This window comes from Peribacillus sp. NPDC097225 (assembly GCF_044761955.1).
Classification (GTDB): domain Bacteria; phylum Bacillota; class Bacilli; order Bacillales; family DSM-1321; genus Peribacillus.
In genome coordinates this window covers 448042-469226 of record NZ_JBIWDJ010000004.1, presented here as the reverse complement: position 1 = coordinate 469226, position 21185 = coordinate 448042, and the positions used below count along the sequence as shown (strand labels likewise).

At 40.0% G+C, this 21185-nt stretch carries 23 protein-coding genes; 17 read left to right on the top strand and 6 right to left on the bottom strand.

All coding sequences use genetic code 11. The features are described from left to right. Positions 1 to 6: 6 nt before the first annotated feature. The 5 genes from remB to dnaA form a co-directional block, all read right to left on the bottom strand. A complete protein-coding gene (remB, locus tag ACIQXH_RS15000; protein ID WP_402869910.1) occupies positions 7 to 258 on the bottom strand; it encodes an extracellular matrix regulator RemB in 252 nt (83 codons plus the stop codon). Positions 259 to 270: 12 nt separating this feature from the next. After that, complete coding sequence (gene recF / locus ACIQXH_RS14995; RefSeq protein ID WP_402869912.1) at positions 271 to 1389, bottom strand: DNA replication/repair protein RecF; 1119 nt, start codon at positions 1387 to 1389, stop codon at positions 271 to 273. Positions 1390 to 1410: 21 nt separating this feature from the next. Then, positions 1411 to 1623: a S4 domain-containing protein YaaA gene (yaaA, locus tag ACIQXH_RS14990; RefSeq protein ID WP_402869913.1), complete on the bottom strand. Its 213-nt coding sequence runs from the start codon at positions 1621 to 1623 to the stop codon at positions 1411 to 1413. 212 nt (positions 1624 to 1835) lie between these two features. After that, complete coding sequence (gene dnaN, locus ACIQXH_RS14985; RefSeq protein ID WP_402869915.1) at positions 1836 to 2972, bottom strand: DNA polymerase III subunit beta; 1137 nt, start codon at positions 2970 to 2972, stop codon at positions 1836 to 1838. Between the two features lie 191 nt (positions 2973 to 3163). Next, entirely contained in the window at positions 3164 to 4513 is a 1350-nt protein-coding gene (dnaA, locus tag ACIQXH_RS14980; protein ID WP_402869917.1) for a chromosomal replication initiator protein DnaA, read from the bottom strand. A 963-nt stretch (positions 4514 to 5476) separates the two neighbouring features. On the opposite strand from dnaA, the gene rpmH reads away from it, so the two are divergent. From rpmH to ACIQXH_RS14930, 10 genes are all read left to right on the top strand, one after another. After that, the gene (rpmH, locus tag ACIQXH_RS14975; RefSeq protein ID WP_402869919.1) at positions 5477 to 5611 is read left to right on the top strand and encodes a 50S ribosomal protein L34; all 135 of its coding nucleotides are present in this window, start codon (positions 5477 to 5479) and stop codon (positions 5609 to 5611) included. 81 nt (positions 5612 to 5692) lie between these two features. Then, complete coding sequence (gene rnpA, locus ACIQXH_RS14970) at positions 5693 to 6046, top strand: ribonuclease P protein component (protein ID WP_402955098.1); 354 nt, start codon at positions 5693 to 5695, stop codon at positions 6044 to 6046. A gap of 161 nt (positions 6047 to 6207) precedes the next feature. Next, positions 6208 to 6996, top strand: coding sequence for a YidC family membrane integrase SpoIIIJ (gene spoIIIJ / locus ACIQXH_RS14965; protein ID WP_402869925.1), 789 nt, complete (start codon positions 6208 to 6210; stop codon positions 6994 to 6996). Beyond that, positions 6993 to 7613, top strand: a complete 621-nt coding sequence (jag, locus tag ACIQXH_RS14960; RefSeq protein WP_403124261.1) for an RNA-binding cell elongation regulator Jag/EloR — start codon at positions 6993 to 6995, stop codon at positions 7611 to 7613. Before spoIIIJ ends, jag begins: the two co-directional genes overlap by 4 nt. A gap of 374 nt (positions 7614 to 7987) precedes the next feature. Beyond that, complete coding sequence (gene mnmE, locus ACIQXH_RS14955) at positions 7988 to 9373, top strand: tRNA uridine-5-carboxymethylaminomethyl(34) synthesis GTPase MnmE (protein WP_402869932.1); 1386 nt, start codon at positions 7988 to 7990, stop codon at positions 9371 to 9373. Between the two features lie 21 nt (positions 9374 to 9394). Beyond that, positions 9395 to 11281, top strand: coding sequence for a tRNA uridine-5-carboxymethylaminomethyl(34) synthesis enzyme MnmG (gene mnmG, locus ACIQXH_RS14950; RefSeq protein ID WP_402955090.1), 1887 nt, complete (start codon positions 9395 to 9397; stop codon positions 11279 to 11281). A 31-nt stretch (positions 11282 to 11312) separates the two neighbouring features. After that, positions 11313 to 12029, top strand: a complete 717-nt coding sequence (gene rsmG / locus ACIQXH_RS14945; protein ID WP_402869937.1) for a 16S rRNA (guanine(527)-N(7))-methyltransferase RsmG — start codon at positions 11313 to 11315, stop codon at positions 12027 to 12029. Between the two features lie 351 nt (positions 12030 to 12380). After that, positions 12381 to 13247: a nucleoid occlusion protein gene (gene noc, locus ACIQXH_RS14940; protein WP_402869940.1), complete on the top strand. Its 867-nt coding sequence runs from the start codon at positions 12381 to 12383 to the stop codon at positions 13245 to 13247. Positions 13248 to 13479: 232 nt separating this feature from the next. Next, positions 13480 to 14241: a ParA family protein gene (locus tag ACIQXH_RS14935; RefSeq protein WP_402871289.1), complete on the top strand. Its 762-nt coding sequence runs from the start codon at positions 13480 to 13482 to the stop codon at positions 14239 to 14241. Next, positions 14234 to 15094 carry a ParB/RepB/Spo0J family partition protein gene (locus ACIQXH_RS14930; RefSeq protein WP_402869943.1) on the top strand — a complete coding sequence of 287 codons (861 nt, stop codon included), beginning with the start codon at positions 14234 to 14236 and terminating at the stop codon, positions 15092 to 15094. The genes ACIQXH_RS14935 and ACIQXH_RS14930 overlap by 8 nt, the downstream gene beginning before the upstream one ends. A gap of 93 nt (positions 15095 to 15187) precedes the next feature. Here ACIQXH_RS14930 and yyaC read toward each other — a convergent pair whose 3' ends face one another. Then, a complete protein-coding gene (gene yyaC, locus ACIQXH_RS14925; RefSeq protein WP_402869946.1) occupies positions 15188 to 15820 on the bottom strand; it encodes a spore protease YyaC in 633 nt (210 codons plus the stop codon). A 392-nt stretch (positions 15821 to 16212) separates the two neighbouring features. On the opposite strand from yyaC, the gene ACIQXH_RS14920 reads away from it, so the two are divergent. From ACIQXH_RS14920 to ACIQXH_RS14890, 7 genes are all read left to right on the top strand, one after another. Further along, positions 16213 to 17052, top strand: coding sequence for a mechanosensitive ion channel family protein (locus ACIQXH_RS14920; protein ID WP_402869949.1), 840 nt, complete (start codon positions 16213 to 16215; stop codon positions 17050 to 17052). Between the two features lie 21 nt (positions 17053 to 17073). Continuing rightward, positions 17074 to 17271 carry a DUF951 domain-containing protein gene (locus ACIQXH_RS14915; protein ID WP_402869952.1) on the top strand — a complete coding sequence of 66 codons (198 nt, stop codon included), beginning with the start codon at positions 17074 to 17076 and terminating at the stop codon, positions 17269 to 17271. 166 nt (positions 17272 to 17437) lie between these two features. Further along, positions 17438 to 18538: a redox-regulated ATPase YchF gene (ychF, locus tag ACIQXH_RS14910; RefSeq protein WP_402869955.1), complete on the top strand. Its 1101-nt coding sequence runs from the start codon at positions 17438 to 17440 to the stop codon at positions 18536 to 18538. 172 nt (positions 18539 to 18710) lie between these two features. Then, complete coding sequence (gene rpsF, locus ACIQXH_RS14905; protein ID WP_402869958.1) at positions 18711 to 18995, top strand: 30S ribosomal protein S6; 285 nt, start codon at positions 18711 to 18713, stop codon at positions 18993 to 18995. A gap of 68 nt (positions 18996 to 19063) precedes the next feature. Beyond that, positions 19064 to 19594 (top strand): single-stranded DNA-binding protein, encoded by a 531-nt coding sequence (gene ssb / locus ACIQXH_RS14900; protein WP_402869961.1) that lies wholly within the window; start codon positions 19064 to 19066, stop codon positions 19592 to 19594. A 45-nt stretch (positions 19595 to 19639) separates the two neighbouring features. Beyond that, on the top strand, positions 19640 to 19879 hold the full coding sequence (gene rpsR / locus ACIQXH_RS14895; protein ID WP_053348323.1) for a 30S ribosomal protein S18: 240 nt from the start codon (positions 19640 to 19642) through the stop codon (positions 19877 to 19879). A gap of 335 nt (positions 19880 to 20214) precedes the next feature. Then, entirely contained in the window at positions 20215 to 21156 is a 942-nt protein-coding gene (locus ACIQXH_RS14890) for a YybS family protein (protein WP_402955085.1), read from the top strand. Positions 21157 to 21185: the final 29 nt, after the last annotated feature.

Here is a 21185-nt window from a genome sequence, read left to right as displayed (position 1 = left end):
GAGCATTTATTCATCGATTAAGGAAGGTGACTGCAGCGAGCGTTTTTTCAGGGTGACCGAGGCAAGCGGTGAATAATAGACCTGCTTTTCTGTCACTACAATCGATTTAATCGAGTTTTTTGTTAAATGAGAGATCACATCTACCCTTTTCTCCAAGAATTCATCGATTATGGGAGAGGAGTGAAGCATCTTTTTATCTAAAATAGCTATGATATCATCCGTTTTCACAAGAATATCCTCACCAATATGGAGATACATGCTTTCACCTCGTTATTTAAGCTTTTTTATACTGCCTTGACTCACATAAAAGGTGGACGCTTCTCTGAGGGTTTGATGATCGATTCCATCGATAGAAGGTGTCGTCACAAACGTCTGCACTTTTCCTTGTATCGTATTTAGTAAATGAGTTTGACGATAATCGTCAAGTTCCGATAACACATCATCCAATAGTAAAATCGGATACTCACCGATTTCCTCATGAATCAATTCAATTTCAGCAAGTTTCAAAGATAACGCAGTCGTACGCTGCTGTCCCTGGGAACCATAGGTCTGGACATCACGATCATTTACATAAAAAGTCAAATCATCCCGGTGAGGTCCTATCAAGGTTACACCCCGCTCAATTTCTCTTGCCTTTATTTTATCAAATTTTTCTGTGTATACTTCTATTATTTTCGTCAAATTCATGGATTCTGATACATCAAGCGACGGCTTATATTGGATTTTCAATACTTCTAGATTCCTGGAGATCCCTGAATGAATCGGCTCTGCCCATTGCTGAAGCTTAGAAAGAAAGTGAAACCTTCTTTCGACAATTTTCGCTGCATACTGAATAATCTGGTCAGTTAATACATCAAGCATCGCCTCGTCCTTTTGTTTACGGGTCTGCAGAAGCTTTAAGTAATGATTTCTTTGTTGAAGTATTTTATGATATTGGCTCATATCATGAAGGTATACAGGAGAAACCTGGCCAATTTCCATATCTATAAAACGGCGTCTGACTTGAGGACTTCCCTTTACGAGATTCAAGTCCTCAGGAGCAAACATGACCACATTCATATTGCCGACATACTGACTTAATTTTCTCTGTTCAATATGGTTGCACTTCGCCTTTTTACCCTTTTTCGAAATGGTCAGCTCAAGTGGGATTGATGTATTTCTCTTTCTTACTCTGCCTTCTATTTTAGCATACTCTTCATCCCAGCGAATAAGTTCTTTGTCATTTGAGGTACGGTGGGATTTTGCCATTGCTAATACGAAAATGGATTCCATTACATTTGTTTTTCCTTGGGCATTTTCCCCAAGGATTACATTGACCTTATTTTCAAAGGTAAGGTCTAATTCGGTATAGTTGCGGTAGTTTTTCAAACTTATTTTTTCAATGTACATAATCCGCTCTTCCCTTATGTTTTAGCTTGTTATTGTGAAGGTGCCGAATTCAGGGATTTCGATTTTATCACCTGACCGTAACTTTCTGCCTCGTCTCACATCTAATTCGCCGTTGATGAAAACCTCATATTCGCTTAAAAACCATTTTGACATGCCGCCGCTTTGAATTAAATCGGCCAACTTCAAGAATTGTCCTAGCGTAATATATTCCGTGCTTATTTTTATTGAGTCCATTAGGTGCCTCACTCATTTCTAAGTAGTCTTTAATACTTTATTTTACTAAATAAATTGGATTAAGACAAAGTATAGCTTTTACTTATCCTTTATTTAACAGATTGTACCTTCTTTGCATAGGTTGCAGTCTTGGTTAATCCTTGTCTCCCCATACATTTGGGCTAAAAAATTAAAGACCCGGTAGCAGGTCTTTAATTTTGTGAAATATTATTTTAGTAAGTTCTTACTGGCAGGATTAATTGGAGCATTGATTCATCATGTAACGGTCGGATGACAAATGGACGCATAGCACCAGTAAAGTTTATTTTGATATCGGATCCTTCTAATGCCTTTAATGCATCCATGACAAATTTTGCACTGAAGGATATTTTCAAGTCTTCCCCTTCGATGGCTTCAGCTTGTACTTCCTCGCTCACTTTACCTATTTCTGGTGTATTGGAAGACACTTCGATGATGCGACCCTCTATGGTTGTTAGTTTAACCACATTATTTCTTCCCTCTCGAGCTAATAAAGATGCCCGATCAATCGCTTGCAGGAAGTCTTTTGTATGGACTGTCACATCCGTTTTGCTATCGGTTGGAATCAATCGGGAAGTGTCCGGGTAGTTTCCTTCAAGTAGACGTGAGAAGAACAATAGGTTTTCTGCTTTGAATAAGACTTGGTTATCCGTGATGACGATTTCTATAAGTTCATTCGTATCATCCAGAATCTTACTTAACTCGCTTAGGCTTTTCCCTGGAATGACGACACTATAAGCTCCGTTAATCTTGTTCTCAATTTTAGCTGTCCTCATGGCCAATCTATGGCTATCTGTTGCAATACAGGTTAATTCGTCATCCTGAACCTTCAAGTTTACACCTGTTAAGATAGGTCGTGTTTCTGAGGTGGACACTGCAAACCCGGTTTGACGAATCAGTGTTTTTAAAAGATCCGTTGGAAGTTTGAAGATATTTTCTTCTTCAATGATCGGTAAATGAGGATATTCTTCAGGATCTAATCCATTTAAGTTAAATTCAGCTTTACCAGACCGGATGATCGTTTGAAAATTATTTTGGACCTCGATTTCTACTGTATCCATCGGTAGTTTTTTGACGATTTCACTGAAAAAGCGTGCATTAAGGACAATTCCACCGCTGCTTTTAACTTCGACGATTTCATCACCATCTACTTCAGCTGGAATAAATGACTGTATGGAAATATCCGAGTCACTTCCTGTTAAGGTAACTCCTTCTGTTGTCACACTTATTTTTATCCCCGTTAAAATAGGAATCGTCGTTCTCGATGTGATAGCTTTCATTACTTCTTGGACACTATGAACTAATCGATCTCTTTGAATTACGAATCTCATGTTCCATCCTCCAATTTTAATTGCCTAAATGGCATATTTATTAATAATTTTATTTAAAAAAGATAGTAGTAATAGTAGTAGGGCTTGTGGATATGTGGATAACCCGGTTGAAGCTAAGATAAAACAGTCTATCCACATGTGGACAGACTGTGTGTAAGTAGTCATCAGTTATACACATTATCCAGAATCTATTATACCTTCAATTGATCCTGGATTTCCTTGACCTGACGTTGCAGCTGGGTATCCGTTTGCATAAGTTTCGAGATTTTTTCATGGGCATGGATGACGGTCGTATGGTCTCGCCCTCCGAATTCATCGCCTATTTTAGGGAGCGAAAAGTCGGTCATTTCCCGGGAGAGGTACATAGCAATCTGTCTTGGAAAAGCTACGGATTTAGTCCTCTTTTTCGCTTTGAAGTCCTCAAGTTTTACGCTGTAATGCTCACCGACCGTTTTTTGAATTTCCAAGATCGTGATTATTTTAGGTTTTGAGCTTGGAATGATGTCTTTCAAAGCCTCAGCAGCTAAATCAGCATTAATATCTTTATTGATCAGCGAAGAATAGGCGACAACACGAATAAGTGCACCTTCAAGCTCCCTGATGTTCGAATCGATTTGGTTGGCTATATAAAGCATTACTTCATTCGGAATATCGAGTCCTTCCGCCTTGGCCTTTTTACGTAAAATGGCAATCCTCGTTTCTAAGTCAGGTGGCGTAATATCCGTAATCAAGCCCCATTCAAAGCGGGAACGGAGACGATCTTCAAGTGTTGGAATCTCTTTGGGTGGACGATCACTCGAGATGACGATCTGTTTACTTTCTTCATGCAACGCATTGAATGTATGGAAAAACTCTTCTTGAGTTTGTTCTTTTCCTGCTAGGAATTGAATATCATCAATTAATAAAACATCTACCGTACGATATCTATCACGAAATTCCCCGGCCTTATTATCCCGGATCGAATTGATGAATTCATTCGTGAATTTTTCAGAGGATAGATAAACGACTTTTGCCTTTGGATTATGCTCAAGTACGTAATGACCAATGGCATGCATTAAATGAGTCTTACCAAGCCCTACTCCTCCATATATAAACAACGGGTTATAGGCTTTGGCGGGTGCTTCTGCGACAGCGAGAGACGCAGCATGGGCAAAACGATTGCCGGAGCCAATGACAAACGTATCGAAGGTATTTTTCGAGTTAAGCATATGCTGTGGAAATGGATTGTTTTCCTTATCCTGTTTTTTTATCTTTTTAGGCTGAACGGGAGCGGAAAAGTCATCATCTTCCTGATTGGGCGGAATAATGAACTTCGCTTCCAATTCTTCGCCGGTCAGTTCGAATAAAACATCAGAAATAAGGTGAGAATAACGTTCCTCAAGCCAATCCCTAGCAAATTCATTGGGAGCGGTGACTGTTAAGATGTCACCTTGAAGTAAATAAGCTTTAGTTGATTTAAGCCAAGTTTCAAAGCTTGGTTTACTGATCTTTTTCTCAATTTTTCCGAGTGCCTGATTCCAGAGGCTATCGATGTTATCCAAACTTATCCCTCCTTTGCAAAATATTTTTCTATAAGTATTAAAAGGTCTAGGCACAAATAAACTCATCGATCGCTGTCTTAAAAAAATTTGGACAGCAAAAGTTCGGTGAGCTGTATAAGGGATGTTGGATGTCACTAAAAGGTGAGGTCCCTGGAACAATATCGCGCATTGTACAACCTTTGTATAAATAACATCTTGTAATAAGATGCAGGTCCGTATGTTTATTCATCAACAGGCATGTCTTGAAATATATAATAAGAAGATAATAGGTTTTTCGACAATATCCACTGTTTGTGGACAGATTAATATTCACAGGTCGAATAAACTATCCACAAGTTATGCACAGTCTGTGGATAACCGTTATCTGTTGATAAAGTTATTCAGAGTGAAAACACAAATATAATATCAGAAATTTGGACGTCTTGCAATGGCTTAGTGAACTTTATCCACAACTCAAAGGGCCTGTGGGAAAAACTTTTCCACAGGCTTCTTTTTTGTGTAAAACTATACGAAATGGGCTGTGGATAGAAAAAAACATGTCGAATTTTATCCACAGATGGAGTGATGGCGTCGAATTCCTCTAAATTATTTTATTGATGGATGGAACTAAAACAGGTTGTATACTGATTCCCCATCACTGTATTTATGCCATTCAGGTGTCCTTAGTTCCTCTATAAAACGAAAGCGGAAGTTCACAAATGTTTTTGTCGATTCGTTATATGCATGGTAAAGTAGTATGAAGAGGGATCAATTAGGTTAAAATTCATGAAATGTACCCTCTGACCAAAAATTTCTATATCAGTTATAGGCAAAATCATTTACAATAGGCTAGGTAGTAAAAAACCCACTGGACATTAAGCAAAAAGTAAATATTTTTCTAGATGTAGTTGACAAGTAGAAAGCAACATCTATATAATTGTAAGGACTGTCTTTAACTGTTATTCCTCAGGGAGGTGTCATATAATGAAAAGAACTTATCAACCGAATAATCGCAAACATAGTAAAGTTCACGGTTTCCGTGCACGTATGAGCACGAAAAACGGACGTAACGTAATCGCTGCACGTCGCCGTAAAGGAAGAAAAGTACTATCTGCATAGACCACTGAAAAGTCTCAGTGGTTTTTTTTCGCTAAATAAAGGATTTACTGAGACTCAATTCATTCTAATGAAGGTGTAAAGATGAAAAAAAAGTTAAGGATAAAGAAAGAGGACGAATTCCAACTCGTTTTTAAAAAGGGAGAATCCTCTGCCAATCGACAATTCGTTATCTATGTCCTTCAAAAGCCCGAGCAGGAATATTTCCGCATAGGCCTCTCTGTCAGTAAGAAGATTGGGAATGCCGTTGTTCGGAATCAAATTAAAAGATACATACGGCAAGCATTTTTAGAATTGAAAGAGGATATAGAAGAGGGAAAAGACTATATTGTGATTGCTAGAAAACCAGCGGCAGAAATGGACTTTTCTCAAGTGAAAAGCAGTTTGATCCATGTCCTGAAGCGTTCTAAATCGCTAAATTTCAAAAAAATAAAATAAACCCTTAAAAACTCCTTTTTCGACATAGTTATTAATTATGCTTTGAAAAAATAGAATTTCATCGTTAAAAGTTGATAAGTGGGTGACTTTTCCTTGTAGTTCACTTGTGAACGGGTTACATTTATTCAAAAAGATTGATTGAAGTTAGGAGGAAAAAACGGTTGAAGAAACGAATATTACTCATCATTGGATTAGCTTCGATAATGATGTTGCTATCAGGATGTACGGAGATCAAAGAACCGATAACGGCAGATAGTGAAGGGTTCTGGAATTCATATATTGTCTATCCGTTATCATCCCTCATTATTTATATTTCTGAATTATTTGGCGGAAGCTACGGTTTGGGAATCATTGCGGTTACCTTAATCATACGCTTGATATTACTTCCACTTATGATTAAACAGGTGAAAAGTTCAAAAGCAATGCAAGCCATTCAACCAGAAATGAAAGAACTTCAAGCAAAATACAGCTCAAAAGACGCTGCCACACAACAAAAACTACAAAAAGAAACAATGGCGTTATTTTCAAAATACAATGTGAATCCATTGGCAGGATGTTTACCGATAGTGGTTCAAATGCCAATTTTGATTGGTTTTTATCATGCAATCAGCCGTACGCATGAGATTTCCCTGCATAGTTTTCTCTGGTTCGATTTAGGTTCTCCGGATCCTTATTATATCTTGCCGATCATAGCAGGTATTACAACTTTCATTCAGCAAAAGTTGTCAATGGCGGGAATGAACTCAAATCCGCAAATGGCGGCACAAATGACAATGATGCTTTACATCATGCCAGTCATGATTGTTATTTTTGCAATTAATTTTCCAGCTGCTCTTTCACTTTACTGGGTAGTGGGTAACCTTTTCGGCATCGTTCAAACATATTTCATCAAAGGTCCAGATCTTAGAAAAGCAGCTGCGGAAAACGCGGAGGGAGCAAAGAAAAAGTGAAAAAGATAACTGCTACAGGACAATCTGTCGAAGAAGCAGTCAATTCAGCTTTAGCTCAACTTAACAGCACAAGAGATCGCGTGGAAATTGAAATTGAGGATGAAGGAAAAAAAGGATTTTTGGGTTTGTTTGGGGCCAGGCAAGCAATCGTCCACGTGACATTGCCTGCTGATCCCGTTGAAGAATCCCTAAAGTTCCTGCAGGATATCACTCGAAAAATGGGAGTTAAGTCGGAAATCAGGGTTCAACGCCAGGGGAAGAACGTAACGTTCCATTTGTCAAGTGAAAAAATTGCCTTATTAATTGGTAAACGGGGTCAAACGTTAAATTCCCTTCAGTATTTAACACAATTGGTAGCCAATCGCTATTCGAAGCAGTTTTTGAATGTGATTGTAGATGCAGAGGATTATCGCAACCGTCGAACGGATACTTTAATCCAATTAGCTGAAAGAATGGCCAATAAATCCCTGAAAACTGGTAAAATTGTTGCATTGGAGCCGATGCCGTCATATGAACGGAAGGTAATACATAAGGCTCTGCTTCATTATCCGAAAATCAAGACGACTTCCAATGGTACAGAACCATATCGCCATTTGGTCATCACTCCGGTTAAATAAACCTTCTGCTAATTAAGCGGAGGTTTTTTTTGCTTTATATAGAGGCGAACCGAAAGGAATGTCGACATTATCAAATGCTCCTTTAACTAAATCCTGATCACATATTATCCTTTCATTCCTCCCCTTCAATTTCTAAGGCTGACTCTTAAAAAAGGGACATGGAAAGAAAGTCAGGCTTTATTTGTTATTCACATGTGGATAAGTTAAAATGAAGGGTACAGAAATATAAGGTTTAAGGCATGTGGATAACTCTTGAAAGGAAGGAGTATCTACTTTTTTTCATGATTATACTGTGTTATTGTTGTAATTTAGGGATTCAAGATTTTTGTTTATCAAATAAATTAGAGAAACATTAATATACAAGAGGTGAAAGCATGGAATTCGATACAATCACCGCCATTTCAACTCCTTTAGGGGAAGGGGCAATTGCCATCGTAAGAATCAGCGGTGATGAGGCCATAGAAATAGCCGATAGAATATTTAAAGGACCAAGCGGTAAAAGTTTACGGAAAGTGGATTCACATACCATTCATTACGGGCACTTGGTTGTACCTAAAACTGGAGAAGTCATAGAAGAGGTTATGGTTTCTGTCATGAAAGGTCCTAAAACGTTTACGAGAGAAGATGTTGTTGAAATAAATTGTCATGGTGGAATCGTTTCGGTTAATCGGGTTTTACAGCTTATCCTCTCACAGGGGGCACGCTTGGCAGAGCCTGGTGAATTCACGAAACGAGCTTTTTTGAATGGGAGAATCGATCTCTCTCAAGCAGAAGCTGTCATGGATTTAATCCGAGCTAAAACGGATAAAGCGATGAATGTTGCGTTGGGTCAAATGGAAGGGCGGCTTTCGAAATTAATTCAAAAGCTGCGACACGAAATATTACAGACTCTCGCACAGGTCGAGGTGAATATAGATTACCCAGAATATGATGATGTTGAAGAAATGACACATCGATTGTTTTTGGAAAAGGGCAGTTATGTCAAGGCAGAGATTGAAAAACTTCTCAGGACGGCCCAGCAAGGAAAAATTTTGCGGGATGGCTTGGCGACGGTTATCATCGGGCGTCCGAATGTCGGAAAATCGTCTTTGCTAAACAGCTTAGTGCATGAAAATAAGGCAATCGTTACCGATGTCCCAGGGACAACTCGAGACGTTATTGAGGAGTATGTCAATGTGCGTGGGGTGCCGCTAAAACTTGTCGACACAGCTGGTATTCGTGAAACGGAAGATATCGTTGAGCGGATTGGTGTGGAACGCTCCCGGGCGGTATTAAAAGATGCGGACCTGATTTTACTCGTTTTAAATTACTCCGATGACTTTACGCCGGAAGATGAAAAGCTGTTCCAAGCAGTCGAAGGAATGGATGTCATCGTCATTATCAATAAAACGGACCTGCCACAGAAAATCAATATGGAGCAGGTTAAGGAAAAGGCAGCCGCACACAAAATAGTCACTACATCTTTACTGGAAGATGAAGGTGTCGATGAATTGGAAGAAGCGATTGCTTCTTTATTCTTTGAGGGCTCTTTGGAAGCGGGGGACATTACCTATGTTTCCAACGCCCGTCATATTGCGCTGCTCGGACAGGCCTTGCAATCGATCGAGGATTCCATGGAAGCAATCGAGATGGGAACGCCGATTGACTTAGTTCAGATCGATTTCACAAAGGCATGGGAATTACTTGGGGAAGTTATTGGTGAAAGTGTCCAGGATAATTTAATCAATCAATTGTTTTCACAATTTTGTCTAGGAAAGTAAGAGTAGAGGGAGGAAAATGATATGCAATATGAAGCAGGAAACTATGATGCCATCGTAGTTGGGGCAGGCCATGCAGGTAGTGAAGCGGGTCTTGCATCTGCTAGAGTCGGTGCCAAAACATTGATGATCACCATCAACTTAGATATGGTTGCCTTTATGCCATGCAACCCTTCTGTTGGAGGACCGGCAAAAGGGATTGTGGTCCGGGAAATTGATGCCTTAGGCGGCGAAATGGGTAAAAATATCGATAAAACGCACATTCAGATGAGAATGTTAAATACAGCGAAAGGTCCGGCCGTTCGTGCTTTACGTGCACAAGCAGATAAGTTTCTTTATCAGCAAGAAATGAAAAAGACGATAGAAGATGAGCCGAATTTAACGTTAATTCAAGGAATGGTTGAGGAATTGATTGTTGAAGATGGCGTTTGTAAAGGTGTCATCACAAAAACGGGTGCCATTTACCGTGCGAAAACTGTCGTTATTACGACTGGGACCTATTTACGGGGCGAAATCATTTTAGGGGAACTAAAATATTCAAGTGGTCCTAATAATCAGCAACCATCCATCAGGCTTTCCGAGCATTTGGAAGAGTTGGGCTTTGATTTGGTCCGGTTCAAAACGGGAACGCCTCCGCGCGTCAATAGTTCTTCTATTGATTACAGTAAAACGGAAATACAGCCGGGTGATGAAGTTCCACGTGCTTTTTCCTTTGAAACGACAAAATACATCACCGACCAATTGCCATGTTGGTTAACGTATACAAATGAAGGAACTCACCAGCTCATTGATGCGAATCTACACCGTTCCCCAATGTATTCTGGGATGATTAAAGGGACTGGCCCTCGTTACTGTCCATCGATAGAAGACAAAGTTGTACGCTTTAATGACAAGCCACGCCATCAGATATTCTTGGAACCGGAAGGGCGCAATACCAAAGAAGTATATGTACAAGGATTGTCTACGAGCCTTCCCGAGGATGTCCAAATTAGGATCCTTCAGACCATACCAGGTCTTGAAAAGGCTGAGATGATGCGTGCAGGATATGCGATTGAATATGATGCGATCGTGCCGACACAACTTTGGCCAACATTGGAAACGAAAAAAGTGAAAAACCTGTATACAGCAGGTCAAATCAATGGGACATCAGGTTATGAAGAAGCGGCGGGCCAAGGATTAATGGCTGGTATTAACGCTGGCTTGAAGGCATTGGGAAAAGAAGAACTGATTCTAAGCCGGTCAGATGCATATATTGGCGTTTTAATCGATGATCTTGTGACAAAAGGTACGAATGAGCCTTATCGCCTGCTGACTTCACGTGCAGAATACCGCTTACTGTTACGTCATGATAATGCAGACTTACGCCTGACCGAAATCGGTTTTAAAATTGGAATGATCAAAGAAGAGCGATATAATCGTTTTCTTATAAAGAGAGAGGCCGTGGAGGCAGAACGAGAACGGTTGAAATCCACCTTCATTAAACCTACTCAAGAGGTGCAGGAGATTATCATCGCAAGTGGTGGGAGCGAACTAAAAGATGGGATTCGCGCTTCGGATTTATTGAAGCGGACAGAAATGGATTATTCCCACATTCAAAAGCTTGCTCCAAGTGATGTCGACCTAAGTGATGAAGTGAAGGAACAAGTCGAAATCCAGGTCAAGTATGAAGGATATATTGAAAAATCCTTACAGCAGGTTGACCGCCTCAAGAAAATGGAGAATAAAAAAATCCCAGAAAACATCGATTACGATGCAATCAATGGATTGGCTACGGAAGCTCGCCAAAAATTAAAACAGGTACACCCTCTATCCGTTGCCCAAGCTTCACGGATTTCAGGTGTGAACCCTGCTGATGTCTCTATTTTGCTAGTTTATTTAGAACAAGGAAAGATCGCTAAAATTTCTAAGTAAACGGAAATACCCGAAAAGGATTGAAGTAATCATGAATATTGAGCAATTCCAACAAGCGCTGCAGGAGAAAGGCATTGAACTTTCTCCACGCCAGCTTGAGCAATTTGATATGTACTATCATTTATTGGTGGAATGGAACGAAAAGATGAACCTAACGGCCATAACCGATAAAGAAGAAGTCTATTTAAAGCATTTTTATGATTCGATCAGCGCAGCTTTTTACTTCGATTTCAACAAGCCTCATCGTATTTGCGATGTGGGTGCCGGAGCTGGTTTCCCGAGTATCCCTTTGAAGATCTGTTTCCCGGATATTCATGTATCAATCGTTGATTCTTTGAATAAGCGCATCTCTTTTTTAAACCATCTTGCTGACTCTTTACAATTGTCAGGCGTATCGTTTTATCATGACCGTGCCGAAACATTTGCTCAGAAACCGGAACATCGTGAAACCTATGATGTTGTTATGGCAAGAGCGGTGGCAAGAATGTCTGTTTTGAGCGAGCTATGTTTACCCCTTGTTAAAACGGATGGGACATTCATTGCGATGAAAGCGGCCAGTGCCCATGATGAGATGGATACAGGAAAAAAGGCAATCTTCACATTAGGTGGGAAAATTGAGGAAATACACCCGTTCATATTGCCAGAAGAGAATAGTGAGCGAAATATCATTACGGTGAAAAAAGTGAAGAAGACTCCAAAAAAATATCCAAGAAAACCAGGTACACCGAATAAACAACCTATAGAATGACCGGTACGTGAATAGTCTGTTTATCACGATTCATACGCGACTAGCACTTTACGATCCTTTCCTTTACTATAAATAATATAATTTCCATTTTATTTAATGTAAGCTGTCCCAGTGAACCAGTTTGGTGGGAAAAAGTTGGGGACTCTTAAATCGGCGGGGAAATAATCTTAGACAGGCGTCTACTATTAATAATAGCAAGACATTTAGGCTATGGAAATGCATTGGTGACGCCAGTCGACATGGTTATACAGCAATGGTCGATATGTATTTTCATGTCGGGAAATGTATGGAGGACTTGTTCTTTCCATAGAGAATATGTTATTTGGGAGTTTTAAAAGGTGGTGTAGGAAGATGAAGCATCCTTTTTCGCGTTTCTTAAGGTTTGGCGAAAAAGAAGAACAGCAACTTGAGATGGAGGCACCAAGCAATAATAATGAAGAAATAAGGAAAATTTCCATTTCTGATATTGTGCCAAATCGATTTCAACCAAGGACTGTATTTAACGACGATAAAATCTCGGAACTAGCTCAGACGATTCATACACATGGTATCATTCAACCGATTGTAGTTAGGGCATATGGTCAAGGGAAGTATGAAATCATTGCAGGTGAGCGTCGTTTTCGTGCTATGCAAAAGCTTGGTTGGGAGTTGGCACCAGCCATAATTAAAGATTTCACGGATACAGAAACGGCTTCAGTAGCGTTGATAGAGAATCTTCAGCGTGAAGAATTGACACCGATTGAAGAAGCGTTAGCATATGGGAAATTAATTGAGCTCCATAACTTAACGCAGGAAGCACTTGCTCAAAGATTGGGAATTGGCCAATCGACGGTTGCCAATAAACTTCGGTTGTTAAAATTGCCACAGGAAGTCCAAGAAGCACTGCTTCAAAAACAGATTACGGAACGTCATGCCCGTTCGCTGATTCCGTTGAAAAACCCGGAAAATCAAGTCAAGCTGCTTCAAGAAGTCATTGAAAGAGGTTTAAACGTCAAGCAGACGGAAGAGCTGGTTGTCAAGCTTCTTACTGGTACAAAGGATCATTCAAAGCCAAAGCCGAAACGCAAGGCATTTAGTAGGGACATGAGGATTGCGGTTAACACGATTCGCCAATCGCTGACCATGGTAACGGATAATGGCATAAACCTTGATGCAGAAGAAGAGGAATTCGAGGAATATTATCAGTTTACGATAAAAATCCCAAAGAAAAAGTCTTAATCTGGTATCATCCCCCGCTTGGTAGTCATCGATTACCAAGCTTTTTTCTTGTGATTCGCAGTGAAAAAAACGAAATATTTATCTCCAAAAACTGCATTTTTTGACTAATTTAAAAGAATACCGAATTTTTCGTCGAATTTAAGAATTCGAGTTTCTTCATCATTATTCATGATAAAATAGAAGAAATATAGTACGTTTAAGATAGATGAGATTGTTGAAAGCAGGTGAATTCGTGGGGAAGATTCTTGCCATTGCCAATCAAAAGGGCGGTGTTGGAAAAACGACAACTTCGGTCAGCCTCAGTGCTTGCCTTGCATATATAGGAAAGAAAGTCTTGTTGGTCGATATAGACCCTCAGGGTAATGCGACTAGCGGCACTGGTATTGATAAAGCAGATGTGGAACAGTGTATTTATGATGTATTGGTAGATGATGTCGAAGCCAGTACCGTAATCTTGGAAACAAAGGTTGAAAACTTATATGCCATACCTGCCACAATCCAATTAGCGGGTGCGGAAATTGAGTTGGTACCTACCATCTCCAGGGAAATTCGATTGAAGCGTGCATTAGAAGAGGTGCAAAGTCAGTTCGATTATATCGTCATCGATTGTCCACCTTCACTGGGCTTGCTCACACTGAATGCCTTGACGGCAGCCGATGCCGTTTTGATTCCCGTACAATGTGAATATTACGCATTGGAGGGATTGAGCCAGCTGTTGAATACGGTCCGTCTCGTGCAGAAGCATTTAAATCATGATTTAAAGATCGAAGGTGTTTTGCTGACGATGTTGGACGCCAGAACGAATCTAGGTCTTCAAGTGATTGAGGAAGTGAAAAAATACTTTCAGGATAAGGTATATCAAACTATCATTCCCCGAAATGTTCGTCTGAGTGAAGCACCGAGTCATGGGGAACCGATTATCATTTACGATCCGAAATCACGCGGTGCGGAGGTCTATCTACAATTGGCAAAGGAAGTGGTCTCAAATGGCTAAAGGACTTGGAAAGGGACTCGACGCACTCTTTCCTAATGTGGAAGTCAGCAAGGATGAAACTGTTCAGGAAATAAAATTGAGGGAATTAAGGCCCAATCCCCATCAGCCGCGAAAAAACTTCCGCCCCGAAGCGATTGAAGAACTTAAGCAGTCAATTTTGGAGCATGGGATCCTTCAACCGATTATTGCCCGGAAAAGTATTAGAGGATTTGAAATTGTAGCTGGAGAAAGACGATGCCGTGCGGCTAAGGAAGCCGGTTTAAAAACGGTTCCTGTCGTTGTCAGGGAGTTAAATGAACAGCAGATGATGGAACTGGCGATATTGGAAAACCTACAGAGGGAAGATTTGAATCCGATTGAGGAAGCGGCAGCTTATCAAACGTTGCTCGAAAAGTTAAATTTCACTCAAGAGCAATTAGCACACCGTCTCGGAAAAAGTCGGCCTCACATAGCTAACTATGTCCGCTTGCTCTCTTTGCCTGAAGAGATCAGGAACTATATATCAGAGGGCACGATCTCCATGGGGCATGGGCGTGCATTGCTAGGATTAAAGAAAAAAGAGCTGCTTAAGTCTGTCATAGATAAAATCCTCAAAGAAACGATGAACGTTCGGCAGCTGGAGAATTATATCCATCAGTTGAATGATACTGTTTCACGTGAAACGAAGAATGCCAAACAACCAAAAAAAGATATATTCATCAAACAAAGAGAGTCCATACTACGGGAGAAACTTGGGACCAGCGTGACCATAAAACAAAGCAAGAAAAAAGGGAAGATAGAAATAGAATTCTTTTCAAAAGAAGATTTAGATAGAATACTAGACTTAATCGACCAAGAAAACATCTCCTCATAGGAACCATGGACTCTAATGTTTCTTGTCCCACTATGTATGCATAAAAAATAAAGGAAGGGATGTCCCTTCCTTTATTTTTTATAAGTATCATTATTAAAGTGTTTTTTCCTTTTTGAATGACCAGGTAAATGGGGTGATGGATGGCTTGGCAGGATAATGTCGTTGTGCTTCATGAATGCCCTCGGCTATAGTTTTGGCCATTTTTAAAACCAGGTTAAGCCGTGTGTTCTGTAGGACCATGAATTCCATGAACCCACTGACATTCACGATGCCTGTAATATGGGCATGCCCAACGGCTGGTAGGTCTTTATTGACACCCGCACCAGGTTTCACTGGTCCTTTACCGAGTTGGACAATCCCCACGCTCTTTAGTTTACCTAAGCAGGCATCTATGCCAACGATAAATGCATTCACATGGACTTTTTTGATTTCATCTAACTTTTCCTGCAGGTTCATCGCATGTATAGGGTTATCGAGTGTCCCATACACATGGAATGAAGAAGCACCTAGTTCGGATTTTTCTTGAAGTAGGGTACCGACAAGTGGACCGAGGGAATCACCAGTAGAACGATCTGTGCCAATGCAGACAAAAACGATAGGCTGAAGCTTTCCTGAAGGCAAGAGATTGAGTAATTCCTGGGAAATTTGATTGGTTGCGTCCGCATCTTCATGCAGGATACGACTTAATCTAGTTTTGTTATTAAATAGATTAGAATTAAGATTCATCGGCTCCACTCCTTTACTTTGTTTTGTGTTAACAGTATACGGTTGAAAAGGAAAAAATATACGGGATATAGGTTAAATTGAGGGGGAATTAATTATTAAGAACAGCTAATTGGCTGAAGGGCAAATGTGAATCTGTCCTTTCCTCTACCTCGTTGCTAGTTGCATAGCGATTTATAGTAAAAAGATTTATGTTTTGAAATGGAAAAAAATTTCTAATTTCTTTACTATATACCCATGTTATTTTTATACAGAAACCTTTAATTTAATGATATTACAAACAAAACTTCTCCTATACTGGATTACATCCTCGGCCGTAGGGTAGAAAGAATAAGTTCAACAGGAAAAACGGTGGGCCCTTTAGTAATTTGCAAAAGATAGAGTAGGAGGAAAGCATGGAAAACGCTACATATAGTAAAATTACAGAAGAAATTTTGGATGAAAAAGTATGGCTGATGTTAGGTGAGGGGATTATTAAAATCTTCCTTGTTCTCCTCTTATCGCGTATTATTATAAGAATAGGAAAGACGGTACTAAATAAATTTTTTCTGGTCCGAACCAGAACCCCCCTCCGTGTCTCGGAGCGGAGAGAAACGACGCTCATTAAGTTACTCGAGAACGTCATTACATATGTTGTGAATTTCATATCCTTGATTATGATCCTTGAAATTTGCGGACTCGATGTGAAGGCTTTACTTGCTGGGGCTGGAATTATTGGACTCGCAGTAGGGTTTGGAGCCCAAAGTTTGGTCAAGGATATTATTACAGGATTCTTCGTCATTTTCGAGGATCATTTCTCTGTCGGTGATTATATTAAAATCAATACTTTTGAGGGTGAAGTCCTTGAAATTGGGCTACGCACAACCAAGATTAAGAGTAGTAAAGGGGAATTGCATCTCATACCGAATGGGAGCATCACGCAAGTAACAAACTACTCCATATTGAACAGTAAGGCTGTGGTGGATGTGACGATCCCTCATGACGGATCCGTTGAACTTGCTGAAAAGGTATTAATCCGACACTTAGGTGGTTTAGCGAAAAAATATGATGATTTAGTCAGAAACCCTGAGTTACTGGGAATCGAGACAATTACTCCAGAAGAAATCGTATTGCGTGTGACGGCTGAAACAAAGCCAATGCGCCATTCTGAAATGAGTAGGATATTGAGGAAAGAAATCAGTACTGCCCTTGAAGAAAGTGGAATCCAATCTACTTACAAAGGCAGTGAGTCATAAAAGCTGGGGGGCCACATGTTTATGGAAGAAAAAGAATTTGCATTGAATGATGTTGTCGAAATGAAAAAGCCACACCCATGTGGAATCAATAAGTGGAAAATCATCCGATTGGGCATGGATATCCGGATTAAATGTGAAGGTTGTGGACACAGCGTAATGTTGCCCCGGCGTGAGTTTTCCAAGAAAATGAAAAAAGTTTTACTAAAGCATGAGGAGTGATCATGCTTTTTCCATGTATAGATGGCATTTCTGTCTCTCAATGATTTACTTGTCTTTTCAGGAAGTGAAATCTATAATTGGGAAAGGTTTAGGTATTGGGTGTATCTTTAGTAATGATTTATCTAGTAACACTATGAACGAATTATCTTGAAGGAGTGAAATATAAATGGCTTTAACAGCTGGTATAGTCGGTTTGCCTAACGTAGGTAAATCCACTTTGTTTAATGCAATTACTCAGGCAGGTGCGGAATCGGCGAATTACCCTTTCTGTACAATCGACCCAAACGTCGGAATTGTAGAAGTACCCGATTATCGTCTGCAAAAATTGACTGAACTGGTCCAACCGAAAAAAACCGTGCCAACAGCATTTGAGTTTACAGATATTGCTGGGATTGTAAAGGGAGCGAGTAAAGGGGAAGGTCTAGGCAATAAATTCCTATCCCATATCCGCCAAGTAGATGCGATTTGTCAGGTTGTTCGTTGCTTCGCTGATGATAACATCACTCACGTTTCAGGAAAAGTAAATCCGATTGATGATATCGAAGTCATCAATCTTGAATTGATTCTTGCTGACCTTGAATCTGTGGACAAGCGCATCGATCGTGTTGGAAAGATGGCTAAACAAAAAGATAAGGGTGCCGTGGCCGAACATGAGATTCTTGTTGCATTGAAAGAAGCTTTAGAAGCTGAAAAGCCTGCCCGCTCAGTCGAATTCACTGAGGAACAGTTGAAAATCGTGAAAGGCATGCACCTCCTAACAGCGAAACCAATGCTTTACGTGGCAAATGTAAGTGAGGATGAAGTGGCAAATGCGACTGATAATGAGTTCGTGCAACAAGTCCGGGAATACGCCGCGACGGAAAATGCAGAAGTTATCGTAATTTGCGCCAAAATCGAAGAGGAAATAGCCGAGCTTGAAGGTGAAGAAAAGGAAATGTTCTTATCTGAGCTAGGCATCGAAGAGTCAGGTCTTGATAAATTGATCCGTGCTTCATACAATCTATTAGGGCTGGCCACTTACTTTACGGCTGGAGTGCAGGAAGTGCGTGCCTGGACGTTCCGTAAAGGTATGAAGGCTCCTCAATGTGCGGGTGTCATCCATACAGACTTCGAACGTGGCTTCATTCGTGCCGAAGTCGTCGCTTATGATGATTTGCTAGAAGCAGGTAGCCATAGTGCAGCAAAAGAAGCAGGAAAAGTACGACTAGAAGGTAAAGAATATATAGTGAACGACGGAGACGTTGTCCACTTCCGCTTTAACGTATAATATAAAGAGACTCCGCAGATTCATTCTGCGGAGTCTTTTTATACTATAGGAAGATACATTCGACACTCGTTGCAAACCTAGTTTAACTATGCTATAATTTATTCTTGTGAGTAATTATAAAAAATTGCTCCTTGCCCAAATGGGCCGCTTAGACCAAAAGGAGGTGACAGTGATGAGAAAATACGAAATTATGTATATCATCCGTCCAAACATTGAGGAAGAAGCTAAAAAAGCTTTAGTTGAACGTTTCAACACAATCCTTACTGATAATGGTGCGGAAGTAGAAGCAAAAGAATGGGGTAAACGCCGTCTTGCATACGAAATCAATGATTTCCGTGATGGTTACTACATGCTTCTTAAAGTTAACGCTGAAAGTGCTGCGATCCAAGAATTCGATCGTCTTGCTAAAATCAGTGAAGACATTATCCGTCATATGGCTACTAGAGAAGACGTTTAATTCAATATTTAATATAAATTCTAATCTAGCTTCTTGTAAGCAGGGTTGAAAACTAGGGGTTGATTCTGATGATGAATCGCGTAGTTTTGGTAGGACGCTTAACTAAAGATCCTGAATTACGATATACACCTAATGGAGTTGCAGTGGCTACCTTTACTTTAGCAGTGAATCGTACTTTTACGAATGCACAAGGTGAACGTGAAGCGGACTTCATTAATTGTGTAGTTTGGCGTAAACCGGCAGAAAATGTGGCTAACTTCTTGAAAAAAGGTAGTTTAGCTGGCGTGGATGGACGTGTCCAAACGCGTAATTATGAAGGACAAGACGGCAAACGCGTGTATGTGACGGAGATTCTGGCTGAGAGTGTTCAGTTCCTTGAACCACGAAGCAGTTCAGCGGGTGAAAGAAATGATGGCGGTTCTTACGGTGGCGGTCAAAAAAGCTATAACAACAATAATGGCGGCAATGATCAAAATTCGTATGGACAAAATCCTAATCAGAATCAACGGAGTAACAACAACTACACTCGTGTAGACGATGATCCATTTGCAAATGACGGTAAAACCATCGACATTTCAGATGACGATCTTCCGTTTTAAACAGCTGTTTAAAACGAAAATCCTAAAGCAGGGAGGGAAATTATTATGGCAATGGGTGGACGTAAAGGACGCGGTAAGCGTAAAAAGGTTTGTTATTTCACATCAAACGGTATCACTAAAATTGATTACAAAGATACAGACCTTCTTAAAAAATTCGTCTCAGAACGCGGTAAAATCTTACCACGTCGTGTGACTGGCACTAGCGCTAAATATCAACGTAAATTAACGATTGCTATTAAACGCTCACGTACTATGGCATTACTTCCATACGTATCAGGTGAATAATAACAACGGAGCGCATTGAGGAGAAATCCTTGATGTGCTTTTTTGTATATTTGCCCAAATGGTCCTTTTTCATTTGAAAAAACGATGCGAGCCCCAACTTCCTTCATCTTCGTTCTACAGTTTCTACGTGATTTGCTTCATTTTAGCTAGTTATTGTATTTAAAATTCGTGATCGGCCTGTTTTGCAAAAAAAATTTAACTAACAATGAAGAGAACTCCTATTTTTAAAGCTGATTTATCTGGAAAAAAGAATGGGAAGTTTGAAATATCCTGGGCTTAACGGATACAATATGTAGAGAAAGATACTTCATGATTTTATGATAGGGGGGATTCGGTTGAATAGTGGTAGAAAAATCGCTGAGGGCGGTGCTCTTTTAGCGTTATATTGTATATTATTACTCATTACAATATATATTCCTTTGTTGGGATTTATAACTTTTTTCTTTTTGCCGATTCCTTTCATTCTGGTGACCAGTAAGCAAAAGCTTTCGTGGTCAGTTGGATTCTTGTTTGTTGGATCGTTATTAACCATTTTAATCGGTAGCGTCTTATCCTTGCCAATGACCTTGCTAATGGGGGCGACGGGCATTGTGATTGGTTCCTTCCTGAAAAGGGATAAACCGATGACCCCTATGTTCATCAGTGCTGTCCTTACGTTCCTAGGTGGGATATTAGTGACCTATGCTGCCACAGTAGTGTTATTTGGAGTTAATTACATAGAAGAAACCATGACGGTAATGGAGGAATCCATTGATTCTTCTGCGAAAATCATGGAATCATTTGGTCAGGCCCCAACTGAAAAGATAATCCAAGGCATGCACGACTCGATAAGTACCTTGACTACGCTGATTCCGAGCTTGCTCGTGATTACATCTATCATCATGGTATTATTGATATTCTTAGCGGCCCACCCCATACTTAAAAGGTTCAGTGATAAATCCCTGAATTGGCCTCGTTTCCAAGATCTTCGCCTTCCAAAAAGCCTTTTATGGTATTATTTAATTACAATGCTTTTGGCTCTTTTTGTGAATATGGACAACAAAGATTTTGTATATATGGCCATAACGAACCTATTTTTCATTCTTCAATTTTTCATCATGATTCAAGGCTACTCACTCATATTTTATTTCAGCGATGTCAAGGGCTGGGCTAAGGCTATACCCGTTTTGATAGTGGTTGCCTCATTGTTGCTGCCGATATTCGCAATCCTCATCCGTTTTTTAGGTATAATAGATTTAGGATTCCCTTTTCGGGAGACGATCAAGAAAAAGGAATAGTCTGTTAAACAGATGCTTTTAGGAGCTGA

Bases quoted from the DNA above. Each gene is read 5' to 3' on its own strand.
- rnpA (WP_402955098.1), top strand. From the start codon at position 5,693: ATGAAAAAAAAGTTAAGGATAAAGAAAGAGGACGAATTCCAACTCGTT.
- yaaA (WP_402869913.1), bottom strand. From the start codon at position 1,623: ATGGACTCAATAAAAATAAGCACGGAATATATTACGCTAGGACAATTC.
- mnmE (WP_402869932.1), top strand. From the start codon at position 7,988: ATGGAATTCGATACAATCACCGCCATTTCAACTCCTTTAGGGGAAGGG.
- ychF (WP_402869955.1), top strand. From the start codon at position 17,438: ATGGCTTTAACAGCTGGTATAGTCGGTTTGCCTAACGTAGGTAAATCC.
- ACIQXH_RS14920 (WP_402869949.1), top strand. From the start codon at position 16,213: ATGGAAAACGCTACATATAGTAAAATTACAGAAGAAATTTTGGATGAA.
- noc (WP_402869940.1), top strand. From the start codon at position 12,381: ATGAAGCATCCTTTTTCGCGTTTCTTAAGGTTTGGCGAAAAAGAAGAA.
- ssb (WP_402869961.1), top strand. From the start codon at position 19,064: ATGATGAATCGCGTAGTTTTGGTAGGACGCTTAACTAAAGATCCTGAA.
- recF (WP_402869912.1), bottom strand. From the start codon at position 1,389: ATGTACATTGAAAAAATAAGTTTGAAAAACTACCGCAACTATACCGAA.
- dnaN (WP_402869915.1), bottom strand. From the start codon at position 2,972: ATGAGATTCGTAATTCAAAGAGATCGATTAGTTCATAGTGTCCAAGAA.
- rpmH (WP_402869919.1), top strand. From the start codon at position 5,477: ATGAAAAGAACTTATCAACCGAATAATCGCAAACATAGTAAAGTTCAC.
- rpsR (WP_053348323.1), top strand. From the start codon at position 19,640: ATGGCAATGGGTGGACGTAAAGGACGCGGTAAGCGTAAAAAGGTTTGT.
- ACIQXH_RS14930 (WP_402869943.1), top strand. From the start codon at position 14,234: ATGGCTAAAGGACTTGGAAAGGGACTCGACGCACTCTTTCCTAATGTG.
- ACIQXH_RS14915 (WP_402869952.1), top strand. From the start codon at position 17,074: ATGGAAGAAAAAGAATTTGCATTGAATGATGTTGTCGAAATGAAAAAG.
- mnmG (WP_402955090.1), top strand. From the start codon at position 9,395: ATGCAATATGAAGCAGGAAACTATGATGCCATCGTAGTTGGGGCAGGC.
- rsmG (WP_402869937.1), top strand. From the start codon at position 11,313: ATGAATATTGAGCAATTCCAACAAGCGCTGCAGGAGAAAGGCATTGAA.
- yyaC (WP_402869946.1), bottom strand. From the start codon at position 15,820: ATGAATCTTAATTCTAATCTATTTAATAACAAAACTAGATTAAGTCGT.
- rpsF (WP_402869958.1), top strand. From the start codon at position 18,711: ATGAGAAAATACGAAATTATGTATATCATCCGTCCAAACATTGAGGAA.
- remB (WP_402869910.1), bottom strand. From the start codon at position 258: ATGTATCTCCATATTGGTGAGGATATTCTTGTGAAAACGGATGATATC.